General features: G+C 56.7%; 5 protein-coding genes. 2 read left to right on the top strand and 3 right to left on the bottom strand.

Annotated features, from left to right (window positions below):
- Nucleotides 1-28 precede the first annotated feature (28 nt).
- Nucleotides 29-760, bottom strand: coding sequence for a hypothetical protein (locus DSM117340_RS07870; RefSeq protein ID WP_271437488.1), 732 nt, complete (start codon nt 758-760; stop codon nt 29-31).
- An 890-nt stretch (nt 761-1,650) separates the two neighbouring features.
- On the opposite strand from DSM117340_RS07870, the gene DSM117340_RS07865 reads away from it, so the two are divergent.
- Entirely contained in the window at nt 1,651-8,166 is a 6,516-nt protein-coding gene (locus DSM117340_RS07865) for an Ig-like domain-containing protein (protein ID WP_089890731.1), read from the top strand.
- Nucleotides 8,167-8,716: 550 nt separating this feature from the next.
- Here DSM117340_RS07865 and DSM117340_RS07860 read toward each other — a convergent pair.
- Together DSM117340_RS07860 and DSM117340_RS07855 are read right to left on the bottom strand one after the other, a co-directional pair.
- Nucleotides 8,717-9,316 carry a nucleotidyltransferase family protein gene (locus DSM117340_RS07860; protein ID WP_089890732.1) on the bottom strand — a complete coding sequence of 200 codons (600 nt, stop codon included), beginning with the start codon at nt 9,314-9,316 and terminating at the stop codon, nt 8,717-8,719.
- Nucleotides 9,316-11,733 (bottom strand): FAD-dependent oxidoreductase, encoded by a 2,418-nt coding sequence (locus tag DSM117340_RS07855; protein WP_271437028.1) that lies wholly within the window; start codon nt 11,731-11,733, stop codon nt 9,316-9,318. The genes DSM117340_RS07860 and DSM117340_RS07855 overlap by 1 nt, the downstream gene beginning before the upstream one ends.
- A gap of 198 nt (nt 11,734-11,931) precedes the next feature.
- Here DSM117340_RS07855 and DSM117340_RS07850 point away from each other — a divergent pair, with 198 nt between their 5' ends.
- On the top strand, nt 11,932-14,355 hold the full coding sequence (locus DSM117340_RS07850) for an FAD-dependent oxidoreductase (protein ID WP_089891638.1): 2,424 nt from the start codon (nt 11,932-11,934) through the stop codon (nt 14,353-14,355).
- Nucleotides 14,356-14,477: the final 122 nt, after the last annotated feature.

Here is a 14,477-nt window from a genome sequence, read left to right as displayed (position 1 = left end):
TTGCGTGGGTCCGTGTTTCGTTTGAGCGCTATGATTTCTGGGCTTGTCCCAGATTGAAGGCATAGAGCGCGGATCGCGCTGAGCGCTCTAGTGCTATTTCATGAATAGATTTGAAATCTGTCATCGGATCTTGGGCTGCGACTATGACAATCTCTGTTAACATGCCGACTTGTTGCAAAAATCCAGCGCTTGAGTGCCCCGAATGAGGGAGTGCAAAGCAGTTTGCGCCTCTTTTCTCAAAGAGTTGCGCATGAATGTTGTCAGCGGTGCAGGGATCATAGAATAGATTGTGGCGGGCGGTTGCACTCATGCCAATGTTCATATCGTCAAAAACAAAATTAAGCTCACTGGCGATATTGGCCCAGCGGCTATCCCCCTGAACCTTTTCGGGCTGGATGCTATATTGGGGTGAAAGGGTGAGCGTGGCATCAAGGCGCAATAGGTTTGATAACATCATTGCGCCGTAGCCGCCCATGCTTGACCCGTAGCCGACGGCTTTGGCGAACTTGCTGCGCGTTTTGAGAACAGTTTGAGCGAGGTCAAAGACCTCTGGACTTTGAAACCAAGTGTTGCCTGCTGTCACAATGTGAATGGCGGGTATGCCCATTTTGTTCAGAATATCCTGCCCAAAGCCGTCATCTTCCAGTGATGGCGCGCCCCGAAAGTTGCTAAAGGTCACAAAGAGGGTTTGTGACGGGCTTTCTGTCTTTGGGCAGAGCAAAGTGGCGCGCATGTCGCGTCCGGAATAGAGGTGTTCCATGCTCGCTTCCTTTTCGTGGCCTGACATATCTGCACGCTGGGTCGAAAATTCCCTATCTTAATGCCAAGTTCTTGCGCTTGGGGCCAGTTGTTTGAACTGGCTGTTATGACACGCTGTGAGGGAAGGTGATGGATCGGCTCAAGGCTGGGACCAGGAGAGCAATGGCTGCTGATGCCGAATCGGGAGAGATTTGCTTTAAATTGCATGATTCTTTTGTTTGATTCGTTCCTTTGAATTGTGGCAATTTTTTCGGAGCGTGTTCAATTCGCAGGCTCTTGCGCCATTCATGTCGAAATCGTGATCAATCCAATCGGCGGCTTTGGGCGCCTTTCGATTTAATTCACGAATATGATCCAAAGGTTAATTGTTTCTTCATTGTTGACAGTTGAGGCCTCTCACGTTCGGCTCGTTTTGTGGTTTGAACACGACTTTGCCTTTGAAAAACAATGCGAAACCCTGCGCGTCTCGAAAACATGATTTTGGAAACAATGCTTGAATTTTCGGATTTGGCCTGACCTGTGAAGCCCAGGTCTGAGGGGCGAAGGGGGAGAAATGCGCCTGTTTTCCCGACAAATTTATCTTTCGACAAAGCCATAATAGCCTTATCACTGAGTTTGCCCAACTGGGGGGCGTAGTAAGTTTGGTCACGGGGGCGACCGCTGAACTGCGAAGCATCGGAAGATGCGAAGAGCGCTGCTGAGTCTTATTTTCAGACGATGCGGCGAGTGCTGCCAACTGATCAAGTGCCGTGAGGCGCTTGGCGCTTGCGGCGTCTTTTCGCCCTCTCTCCAACATGGCTTTGCAATTTTTGTAACGAAGTTCAGGCGCGAGCCTGGGGTTCACCATCGGCGGACGGGGCGTTCCCCGAGGTTGTTAAAGAGGGCTTTGATATGGCTGATCTGGTACTGAATTGGGGTTTGTTGGGCGCGTTTGGCACCAATGTTGAACCAACGCAAACTGTCGACACCGGCGGTATTAACGTCACCATAGGCTTTGATGCACAGGACGAAGAGGCCTCCGGCGTCACGTTCAACGCGCCAGGCTATGTTGCCGAGAGTGATCCGTTTGACAGCCAGTCTTTCCTGAAACTGTCCGGTCAAGGCGGCGAAGGCGGTGTGGATGCCACATCAACCACCACGCTTGATTTTACATCCTCAAATGCCTTGTTTGAAGATTGCGTGCAGAACGTAACATTCCGCCTCAATGATATTGACGGCGGTGGCAATGATATCGATCCGACATCTGCCCTACACCAAGACATCGTCACCGTCCGCGCCTATGGCCCTGATGGCAACGAGCTGCCTGTGACTTTCACAACAGGTTCCAATGTGACCGCAACTGGCAACACCCTGTCAGACGGTGATACGAATTTCGGCTATGAAGATGGCGAAGCCTCAACCCTTGTTTCCGTGGCCGGCCCCGTCACGCGGATCGAGATTGAGTATGCCAATGGCGACGTTGGTGAACAGACTGTTATGGTCTCTGATTTGCACTTCTCGACATGCCCCGCCGATGACAATGATGCGCCTGTTGTGGTGGATGACAGCGCGTTGACCGATGAGGACACGGCTGTTGTCGTGGACGTTTTGGGCAACGACAGTGACCCAGAGGGCGACCCTCTGACTGTTACGGATACGTCTGAACCTGCCAATGGTTCCGTTCAGATCAATGGCGACGGAACGGTGACCTACACGCCGAACACAGGCTTTATTGGCACAGATAGCTTTGAATATACTGTGACAGACGGGCAGGGAAACCTGAGCACAGCGACTGTCACCGTGACTGTTGCGGACCCCGCGGACAATCAGCCAGCCATGCTCGTGGATGATGCGGCTGAAACCGACGAAGACACAGCTGTTGTGATCGACGTTTTGGGCAACGACAGTGACCCAGAAGGCGACGCTTTGACTGTGACAGACACAACGGAGCCAGCGAATGGTTCGGTTGTCATCAATGCGGACGGGACCGTGACCTATACGCCCGATGCCGGCTTTACGGGCGAAGACACGTTTGAATACTCCGTTGAGGACGAAGGCGGCAACATTTCGACCGCGACTGTCACTGTGACGGTTGGCGACACAGGCCCGAACGCCCCTGCGACGCCCGTGGACGATATGGCGACAACTGATGAAGACACGCCTGTCGTGATCAACGTGTTGAGCAATGACACTGACCCAGAGGGCGATGTTCTAACAGTCGTGGATGCGTCCGAGCCAGTCAATGGCACCGTCGTTATTAACCCGGACGGGACAGTGACTTACACACCGAATGCCGGCTTCTCAGGCCAGGATACTTTCGAATACACGGTGGAAGACGCGGGGGGGAGCTATTCCACAGCGGTTGTCTTCGTTCAGGTTGGCGACGGTGATCTGCCGCCTGTTGCGACGGATGATGCGGATACGACCGATCTGGACACGCCTGTTGTGATTGATGTTCTGGGGAACGACTCTGACCCAGAGGGCGAAGCGCTGACAGTGACGGACACAACAGAGCCATTGAACGGCTCGGTTGTGATCAACGCCGATGGCACAGTGACCTACACGCCTGATGCGGGCTTCACGGGCACTGACACGTTTGACTACACAATCACGGACCCTGCGGGCAACGAAAGCACTGCGACGGTGACGGTTGTTGTGGAAGACCCTGCAGATCTGCCGCCTGTTGCGACGGATGATGCGGATACGACCGATCTGGACACGCCTGTTGTGATCGACGTTCTGGGCAACGACTCTGATCCAGAAGGCGAAGCGCTGACAGTGACGGACACGACAGAGCCATTGAACGGCTCGGTTGTGATCAACGCCGATGGCACAGTGACTTACACGCCTGACGCGGGCTTCACGGGCACAGACACGTTTGATTACACAATCACGGACCCTGCGGGCAACGAAAGCACCGCGACGGTGACGGTTGTTGTGGAAGACCCTGCAGATCTGCCGCCTGTTGCGACGGATGATGCGGATACGACCGATCTGGACACGCCTGTTGTGATCGACGTTCTGGGGAACGACTCTGACCCAGAGGGCGAAGCGCTGACAGTGACGGACACAACAGAGCCATTGAACGGCTCGGTTGTGATCAACGCCGATGGCACAGTGACCTACACGCCTGATGCGGGCTTCACGGGCACTGACACGTTTGACTACACAATCACGGACCCTGCGGGCAACGAAAGCACCGCGACGGTGACGGTTGTTGTGGAAGACCCTGCCGATCTGCCACCTGTTGCGACGGATGATGCGGATACGACCGATCTGGACACGCCTGTTGTGATCAATGTTCTGGGGAACGACTCTGATCCAGAAGGCGAAGCGCTGACAGTGACGGGCACGACAGAGCCATTGAACGGCTCGGTTGTGATCAACGCCGATGGCACCGTGACCTACACGCCTGACGCGGGCTTCACGGGCACAGACACGTTTGACTACACAATCACGGACCCTGCAGGCAATGAAAGCACCGCGACGGTGACGGTTGTTGTGGAAGACCCTGCCGATCTGCCGCCTGTTGCGACGGATGATGCCAACTCTACAGATGTTGGAACGCCTGTTGTGATTGCGGTGCTGGCCAACGACAGTGATCCTGAAGGCGAAGCGCTCACAGTGGCGGGTGTCACAGACCCTGCGAACGGCTCGGTTGTGATCAACGCCGATGGCACAGTGACTTACACGCCTGATGCGGGCTTCACGGGCACAGACACGTTTGACTACACAATCACGGACCCTGCAGGCAACGAAAGCACTGCGACGGTGACGGTTATGGTCCAAGACCCAGCAATGCCAGACGGTATTGTGTCGGGCACGCCTAATGATGATTTGATTGATACAGGGTACACGGGTGATCCTGATGGCGACCTTATTGACGCCAATGACCAAATTATTCCTGGTGAGGATGTGAACGACGATATCGTTCGTGCGGGCGACGGTGCCGATACGGTGCTTGCGGGCGACGGCGACGACGATGTTCAGGGCGGCACAGGTGATGACGACCTCAGCGGCGAAGCGGGCGATGACTCGCTCTTTGGCGAAGAGGGCAATGACATCATCGACGGCGGCGACGGCGACGACACCATCGATGGTGGGGACGGACGCGACAGTGTTGGCGGCGGCGATGGCAATGATGTGATCGACACATCAGGCTCTGATCCGCTCATTGACGAACAGGTCTTCCCTGGTTTGCCAGTGGATTCCGATCCTGAAGATGACCGTGACAACGTAAGTGGCGGTGCAGGGGATGATATCATCCGCACAGGCGACGACCGTGACACCATCACAGGTGGCACAGGTGACGACACGATTTTTGCGGGCATTGACGATGACGAGGTCTTCGGCAACGAAGGCAACGACAGCATTGTCGACATCCAGGGCGCCGACTTTATCGTAGGTGGTGACGGCGACGACACTATCGAAGCGGGCACAAACACCTTCTCCGATTATATTGGCGACGATCCCAACCTGCCGGTTGCGGGCTTCCCTGATATCTTGACTGATCCAAACACCACAGATGGCCTTGATACTGTCTTTGGCGGCGCGGGCAACGATGTCATCTCGACGGGCGATGATGCCGATGAGATTGATGGTGGCACGGGCAACGATACGATCGATGGTGGTATCGATGATGATACGATCACAGGCGGCACAGGCGATGATAGCATCATCGGTCAGCACGGTGCGGACAGTATCTTTGGCAACGATGGCGACGATTTCATCAACGCGGGTGGCAGCACCTATGGCGGCAACGAGCCTGATGCGACTGATATCCTGCCAGAGAACGACCGTGACTTTGCAGACGGTGGCGCGGGCAATGATACGATCTTTGGTGAAGATGACGACGACACGCTGATTGGTGGTGACGGCGATGACTTCCTTGACGGTGGCATCGACGAAGACAGTCTGACTGGTGGAAATGGCTCAGACACGGGCATTGGCGGGCAGGGCGATGACTTTATCGACCTCTCGGGCTTCCTTGAGGAACCTGACTCGACAGATCCAAACCCTGGCAATGACCGCGATCTTGCCGAAGGCGGCGACGGCGATGACACGATCATTACCGGCGATGACGACGACACTATTCTCGGCGGCGCTGGCAACGACAGCATCGATGCGGGCATTGACGAAGACAGCGTTATCGGTGGTGACGGGTCAGACACGATTGACGGCGGTGAGGGCGATGACTTCATTGATGCATCCGGCACAACTGAAGAGCTTGATGCTACGGACCCAGACCCAGAAGATGACCGCGATAGCGTGATTGGCGGGGCTGGCAATGATACGATCCTCACAGGTGATGACCGTGACACGATCGTCTCCGGCGACGGTGACGACAGTGTAGATGCGGGTATCGATGACGATATCGTCACCACAGGCCAAGGCAGCGATACTGTTGATGCAGGCCAGGGCGACGACCTTATCGACACCTCTGGTCCTGACTTTGACAACGCACCTGACAGCGAAGACCTCGATCCTGAGAATGATCGTGACAGCGTGATTGCAGGGGCTGGCAACGACACGATCACCACGGGCGACGACCGCGACACGATTGATGCGGGCGCTGGCAATGATCTGGTTGACGCAGGCATTGATGACGACTCTGTCATTGGTGGGGACGGTTCTGACACGATTGATGGCGGCGACGGCAACGATGTGATCGACAGCTCGGGTGGCGATAACCTGACTGACGATGTGGACACGGACCCAGAAGATGACCGCGACAGCATTATTGGTGGGAACGGCGACGACACCATCACCACGGGCGACGACGATGACACGATCGTTTCGGGCGCGGGCAATGATGTGGTTGACGCGGGCATTGATGATGACCTTGTGACGACAGGCGACGGTTCGGACACTGTTTTGGGTGGTCAAGGCAACGATACGATTGACACATCAGGCAGCTTCCTGCCGCTGATCGATGAAGCCGATCCATTCCCAGACAACGACCGTGACTCTGTTGATGCGGGCGCTGGCGATGATGTGATCACCACAGGCGACGACGACGACACCGTCATCGGCGGCGCAGGGGATGACACAATCGACACGGGCATCGACGATGACCTTGTGGACGCAGGCGACGGCAACGACAGCGTCATTGCAGGCCAAGGCAACGATACGGTTGTTGCGGGGGCTGGTGATGATACGGTTGACGGCGGCGACGGCGACGACAGCATCATTGGCGGTGACGGATGTGACGTGGTGGATGCGGGAGCCGGAAACGACTTCATCGACACCTCAGGTCCGAGCCCAATCCTTGATGCGACGGATCCGAACCCGCTTGACGACTGTGACTCGGTCATTGGGGGCGCTGGCAACGATACGATCCTTACGGGCGACGACGCTGATACAATCTTTGGCGGACTTGGCGATGATCTGATCGACGCGGGCATCGACAACGACCTGGTTGACGGCGGTGCTGGCAATGACACGATCGACGCTGGCGAAGGCGATGATGTTGTAGACGGTGGCGCTGGTGATGACAGCATCCTTGGGGGTCTTGGTGCCGATACGCTCTTGGGCGGTGATGGTCAGGATTACTTCGGCGCAATCACAGGCGGTGATGTTGTAGATGGCGGCGATGGCCCTGCTGGTGAGCGGCCAAACCCCGACTTTGACCCTGCTTTGCCTATCAGTGCGGAGAACCCGGAGTTTGTTCCGAATGACTTTGACACATTGGATCTGACCGGTGCGGCCGAGGCGAACAATCCAGGCGGAAGCTTGAATATCATCTACACCTCGGATGATCGTGAAGATGGGATTGTCGAATTCCGCGATGCGGACGGCAACGTAACCTCAACGATGGCCTTTGAAGAAATCGAGAACGTCGTGCCTTGCTTTACGCCCGGCACAGCGATCGCGACACCGCGGGGCGAGCGCCTTGTGGAAGACCTCAAGGTCGGTGACAAGATCATCACGCGGGACAACGGCATTCAGGAAATCCGTTGGATGGGACAGAAGACGCTTTCGGGGCATGAGCTTGCTCGCTCGCCCAACCTGCGCCCGATCCTCATCCAGAAGGGCGCTCTTGGTAACAACCTGCCAGAGCATGACATTCTTGTCAGCCCGCAGCACCGGATCTTGATCAATAACGAGCGCACCTCGCTTTACTTTGAGGAGACAGAAGTGCTCGCAGCTGCCAAGCACCTCACCGAGCTCAAAGGGGTCGATGAAGTGGGGACGCTGGGTGTCACCTATGTGCACTTTATGTTCGACAACCACGAGGTTGTTCTGAGCAACGGGGCATGGACCGAGAGCTTCCAACCTGGTCAGTCGGTGATCGACGGGTTGGGCACAGAGCAACGCGACGAAATCTTCCAGCTCTTCCCAGAGCTGAAGACAGAAGAGGGTATCAAAGACTACACCGCCGCCCGCCGCGCTCTGAAGAAGCACGAAGCCAAACTGCTGGTTCGGTAACGAGTATCGCCGCGCGCTTTGCCTGACAGGGCGCGCGGCACTTTTTTAACATTTTGGAATATGCAGCTGCGCCCCAGACGATCGGGGTGCTGGGGAGGGCGTGCTTTGTGCGCCCTCCCTGTTTTTATGTGCTGTCTGTGGCCTATCGGGAGCTTTGCCTTGGATTAACCAATAAGGCGAAATTTGCCTAAATTTTGTAACCAATTCCGCAGTCTTGCCGCAATCGCGCCGCAAGCGGGCGCTACCGTGACCGCGACGCAGTGAGCAGAGGGACGCAGCCTAGAGATGAGCGGATATTTCGAAAACTTCTATCTGGCCTATGGCGATGGTTCTCTACAGCAGGACATTGCAGAGCTGGACGTTTTTCGTCCCAGTTATGTGCGCGGTGGGCTTGGGGCAGACTACCTCTTGGGCGGAGCAGCGCGTGCGAATGTGCGGGCTGTAGACTTATCAGAACTAGCTGTGCCTGTGGCGCTTGAATTTACGGGCGTTGGCGCGGGGTCTATCAGTGACGGGATAGACACCATTGTATTTCAGGGCATTGAAGAGATCATTCTTCCTCACTGGATTTTTGCCGCCATGCCTCCCAGTCTTCGGGCGTGTTCAGATCATGGCGTGCGACTGAGTGTGGCAGAGCATATAGCCGCACCAGAGACGCATATTGCTGCAGAATAGGCGCAGCGCCAGTGTCGCCTGTAAGGCTTTGAAATTCTGCTAAAATATTTGACGGGAAGATCACTGGGTGGCCTGCTTCCCCCTGTGATGTGGTGGCGCGCAGGATTTCGCCTGCGCGCAGACCGCGAAACGCTTGCCACATCTCGGGTAAATGCGCGGCGAGATCTGGCATGTCAGCAGGCAAGACCATAAGTGCATCCGCATCGACGGCTGTTGCAGCCACGCGCAGGGAGGCGGACATGCCTGCCGCGTGTTCTGGGACAAACATGATATCAACATGCAGCCCCGCGAGAGATTTGACGCGCGGATGATCAGCGTTGGGCAGGGTGACGATAACTTGATCTGCGCTTTTGAGGGCCGCTTTTGCCATATGAGAAAGGCAAGGAATGCCGTTTACGTCTTCCAAGAGTTTGTCGCGCCCCCTCATGCGAGAGGAGGCGCCAGCCGCGGGGATAAGGACCGCGCGGCGTATCATCAGCCGCGCATCCTAGCGCCGTCAGCGTCAAAGAGTGCTGTGGTGATAAGGCGGGCTTTGCACATCTTGCCCAAGATCTCGATTTCGACTTCCAGACCGTCATGAGCTTGATCAAGGGGCACAAAACCCTGCGCAATCGACTTGCCGGCATGGTGAGAATAGCCACCTGATGTGCAAAAGCCGACAACCTCGCCGCCCAGCCAGATCGGCTCATAGGCGTTGACATCGGCATCGTCGGCGTCAACTTCGAAGGCGCAAAGCTTGCGCGCGGGGCCAGCCTCCCGCTCGGCTTCGGCGGCTGCTCGGCCAATAAAATCGGCGTTTTTCTTGAAGCTGATGAAGCGGTCCAGCCCTGTTTCGGCGGCGGTATAGTCGGGAGAGAACTCGCTGAGCCATGAGCCGAAGAACTTATCAAGGCGTAGCGACATCATTGCGCGCATCCCGAAGGGCAACATGCCGTGATCTTGGCCTGCCTCCCAAAGCTTGCGCCAGAGCGCGCGTTGGGCCATCGGGTCACAGTAGATTTCATAACCCAGATCGCCCGTGTAGCTCACGCGCTGGACCACACAATCGACCATGCCGACTGTCATGTGGCGCACATCCATGAACTTCATGGTCGACACATCAGAGCGTGTGCAGGCGGCGAGCACCTCGCGCGCTTTTGGCCCTGCGATCTGGAAGCCCGTGAGCTTGTCTGAGACGTTTTCAACTGTGACGCCTTCCATCTCGTTCTGTTCAAACCAGCGCATGTGGTAGGCTTGGCTGCCATAGCTTGCCGTGAGCTGGAAGGCTTCCTCGCCAAGGCAGGAAATGGTGAAATCTCCGATCAGGCGGCCTTTGTGGCTGAGCATGGGCGTGAGCGAGAGGCGGCCGATTTGTGGGACACGGCCTGCCATAACGCGGTCAAGCCATGCGCGGGCATTTGGCCCTGTCACAAGGTATTTGCCAAAGTTATGCGTTTCATTGATACCAACGGCTTCGCGCACCGCTTTGACTTCGCGCGCGGTGGCCTCAAAGGCGTTGGACCGGCGGAAGCTTGGCGTCTCAAAGCGCGGCTCATCGCCTTGGGCGAAGTAATTGACCACTTCGAGGCCAAACTGCTGGCCCCAGACTGCGCCCATTTCGTCAAAGACGTCATACATAGGCGTTTGGCGGAAGGGGCGCGCGGCGGGGAGCTCTTCGTTCGGATAGCTGACGGAAAAGCGCTTTTGGTAGTTCTCGATGACTTTGGGCAGGGTGTAGCCCGGTGTGATCCAGTCCCCAAAGCGAGCGACATCCATTGCCATGGTGTCGCGTTCGCATTCGCCCTCAACCATCCACTGCGCGAGCATGAGGCCGACGCCGCCGCCCTGAGAAAAGCCGGCCATGACGCCGCAGGCAGACCAATAGTTGCGCATACCGGGGACGGGGCCGACGAGCGGGTTCCCATCAGGGGCAAACGTGAACGGGCCGTGGATCACGGACTTAACGCCGGCTTTTTCCAGATCGGGGAAGCGCTTGTAGGCGAAGTTGATGCTGTCTTCGATCTTGTCAAAGTCATCAGCAAGAAGCTCTTGGCCAAAGTTGTAGCTGGTACCGTCAACCGCCCAAGGGCGGCAGGGCTGTTCGTAAAAGCCGATGCAGAGGCCGCGGCCTTCTTGGCGCAGATAACTTTCGCCTGCGGGGTCCATCACGTGAGGGTGCTCGATACCATCGGCCATCATATCGCGGATCAAGGGCACCTCGTCTGTGACGATATACTGGTGTTCCATTGGGTGGAGCGGGAAGTAGACCCCTGCCAGCGCGCCGACTTCGCGCGCCCAGAGGCCGCCTGCGTTGACCACATGTTCGGCGTGGATCGTGCCTTTGTCTGTGACCACATCCCATGTGCCATCAGGGCGCTGGTTGGTTTCTTTGACCATCGTGTGTGTTTCGATGGTGGCCCCACCCATGCGGGCGGCTTTGGCATAGGCGTGGGTTGTACCTGAGGGATCAAGGTGCCCATCAAGCGGATCGTAAAGCCCGCCAATGATGCCTTCGACATTGGTGACGGGAGCGATTTTCTTGATTTCGTCGGGGCCGACGATCTCTGTTTCCAGCCCCATGAAGCGGTGCTTGGCGCGCTCGGCAACAAGCATGTCGAAGCGGTCCTGATTGTCGGCCAGGGTCACGCCGCCGACATGGTGCAGACCACAGGAAAGGCCTGTAAGCTCTTCGAGCTCTTTGTAGAGGCGGATGGTGTAGCCCTGTAGAGCGGCCATATTCGTGTCGCCATTGAGCGTGTGAAAGCCACCAGCTGCGTGCCATGTGCTGCCCGAAGTCAGCTCGGAGCGCTCAAGGAGCATGACATCGGACCAGCCGAGTTTTGTCAGATGATAGAGCACAGAGGCGCCGACAACGCCTCCACCGATGACAGCTACGCGGGTGGTTATTTTCATGGCAGGCTCCTCATTCTTTTGGCAGAGCTACCCATGTCCTGGCGGCCCTCTCTTTGCTTTGTGCGACAGAATGTGTCGCGAACGACTTTTCTCGCGGTTTGCCTCACAGCGACGGGAAGTGTCGGGGATTGGCAAAAGAATCGCGCTGTTCTGCGTCAGGGTGGTGCGCATGTGAACGCAATGCAAAGGCAAAATTCTATGCGCACCGAGGCTCAAGCTGTTGTTATCGGGGGGGGGCTGATTGGCTGCTCCATTCTTTATCACCTCACTAAGCTGGGATGGACAGATGTTGTGCTCCTTGAGCGTGACGAGTTAACCTCAGGCAGCACTTGGCATGCGGCAGCGGGCATTCATGGCTTGCACGACAGCGCCAACATCAGCCGCCTTCAGCATTACACTATGAACCTCTACAACAGCCTTGAGGAAGAAACGGGCCAGAGCTGTGGTGTGTTTCAACCCGGGTCGCTTTATCTTGCGCAAACGCAGGAGCGGGTGCACCAGCTCAAGCTTCAGGAAGCTAAGGCAAAGCTCTATGGAATGGATTTCAGTGAGATTAGCCGCGAGCGCGCCGAGGAGCTGCACCCGCTGGTGAACTTTGACGGTATCAAGTGTATCATGTGGGAGCCCTCAGGCGGCAACGTGGACCCTTCAGGCGTGACCAATGCTTATGCGGCTGGGGCGCGCCAGAAGGGTGCGGAAATTCACCGGTTCACGCCCGTGACGGCGACCGAGGCACAGCCAGACGGAAGCTGGATTGTGCGCACACCAAAAGGCGACATAAAAACGCCATGGGTGATCAATGCGGCCGGGCTTTGGGGCCGTGAAGTGGCCGCGATGGCGGGTATTGAGCTGCCGCTGCAACCTACAGAGCACCAGTATTTTGTGACAGAGAGCATCCCCGAGATTGCTGCAATCGACCGCCGTCTTCCCTCTGTGGCTGACCGTGACGGCGAGTATTACATGCGTCAGGAAGGCAAAGGCCTTTTGATTGGTGCTTATGAGAAAGACATGCGCTTTTGGGCTGAGAACGGGACGCCCTTGGACTTTGCCCATGATCTCTTTGCTGATGATCTTGACCGCATTGAAGAAAATATCATGCGCGCGATTGACCGTGTCCCTGTGGCGGGCACAGCTGGGATCAAGCGCGTGATCAACGGGCCAATGATCTGGTCGCCAGACAGCAACGTGATCCTTGGGCCTGTGCCTGAGCTCAAGGGATACTTTTGTTGCAACGGGATTATTCCGGGCTTTAGCCAGTCGGCGGGCATGGGGCTTATGGTGGCGCAGTGGCTCACCACGGGCGAGATGGAATATGATATGTTCGCTTGGGATATGGCGCGGTTTGGCGACTGGGCGGATAAGAAATTCACCAAGGCCAAGGTGCAGGACGTCTATGCGCACCGCTTCAAAATCCATTTCCCGAATGAGGAACGCGCAGCGGGGCGGCCTGTCCGCACGCGGCCTGCTTATGGGCATCAGAAAGCCATCGGCGCTGTGTTTGGTCTGAACTACGGCTGGGAGCATCCGCTCTGGTATTCGGGTGTTGAGGGCACTGAAGACACAGACGGATTCACGCGCCAGAACTGGTGGGGGCCAGTGGGTGAAGAATGTAAGATGCTGCGCGAGCATGCAGGCATCATCGACATCAGTAACTTTGCTAAATACCGCGTGCAGGGCGCAGGCGCTGAAGACTGGCTCAATGCTGTTTTTGCCAACAAAATGCCAAGCGAAGTGGGGCGCTCCTGCCTCACACCGCTGATTGGTGTGCGGGGTGGTATCGCGGGGGATGCGACTGTGACGAAGCTGGCGGAGGATGAATACTGGATTGTGAGCTCAGGTATGGCGGAACGCTATCAGAAGCGGTTCTATGATATGGTTGAGCTGCCTGCGGGCACAACATTTGAGAGTATGACCGAGGCGATGTGCGGGTTTAACGTCGCGGGCCCGAAAAGCCGTGCTCTTTTACAGAAGCTCTCGAATGCGAGCTTTGAAACCGATGACTTCAAATTTATGCGCTCCAAACGGATCGAGATTGCAGGCGTTGAATGTCTGGCGTTGCGCGTGAGCTTTACGGGCGATCTCGGCTGGGAACTGCATTGCAAATCCGAAGACCAGCTGCGTCTTTGGGAGGCGCTACTGGACGCGGGCAAAGAGCTTGGCGCAGGGCCTGTCGGCAGCCGTGCTTTGATGAGCTTGCGCGTTGAGAAAGGCTATGGATCGTGGAGCCGTGAATACAGCCCCGAATACTGGCCACAGGAAGTCGGGCTTGAGCGGCTCTGCAAGCTTGAGAAAGACTTCTTGCACAAAGAGGCCGTGGCTGAGGCCATGCTCAAAGCGCCGCGCGAGGAGCTTGTGATCATTGCGCTTGATGAGGCCGATGTGAGCGCTTCTAACGCCGACGCGACAGGCGGCGAACCGATCTTCAAGGACGGTGTGCCTGTGGGGCGTGTCAGCTCGGGGGCCTATGGATATACTGTTGGCATGAGCCTTGCACTTGGCTTCGTCAAAGGCGGCGCGAAAGCGGGGGATGCTATAGAGGTGATGGTGCTGGGCCAGCCGCATAAAGCACGTATTTTGCATGAGGCGCCATTTGATCCGACTGGTGCGCGCTTGCGGGCATGACGAAAAGAAGCTTCCGATGGCGCGTCGTGCCATCGGAACCGCAGGGGGTTTGCCTCTTGGTTTCAAGAGTGAAGAGACTTTTGAAACTTACCCCAGGATATTTTTAGAAAGAGGAAATCAGG

The sequence above is a fragment of the Lentibacter algarum genome (assembly GCF_040580765.1).
GTDB classification, from domain to species: Bacteria; Pseudomonadota; Alphaproteobacteria; order Rhodobacterales; family Rhodobacteraceae; genus Lentibacter; species Lentibacter algarum.
The sequence above is the reverse complement of the archived record's forward strand: the minus strand, read 5'-3'. Positions and strand labels throughout refer to the sequence as shown.

Bases quoted from the DNA above. Each gene is read 5' to 3' on its own strand.
- DSM117340_RS07870 (WP_271437488.1), bottom strand. From the start codon at position 760: ATGGAACACCTCTATTCCGGACGCGACATGCGCGCCACTTTGCTCTGC.
- DSM117340_RS07865 (WP_089890731.1), top strand. From the start codon at position 1,651: ATGGCTGATCTGGTACTGAATTGGGGTTTGTTGGGCGCGTTTGGCACC.
- DSM117340_RS07860 (WP_089890732.1), bottom strand. From the start codon at position 9,316: ATGATACGCCGCGCGGTCCTTATCCCCGCGGCTGGCGCCTCCTCTCGC.
- DSM117340_RS07855 (WP_271437028.1), bottom strand. From the start codon at position 11,733: ATGAAAATAACCACCCGCGTAGCTGTCATCGGTGGAGGCGTTGTCGGC.
- DSM117340_RS07850 (WP_089891638.1), top strand. From the start codon at position 11,932: ATGCGCACCGAGGCTCAAGCTGTTGTTATCGGGGGGGGGCTGATTGGC.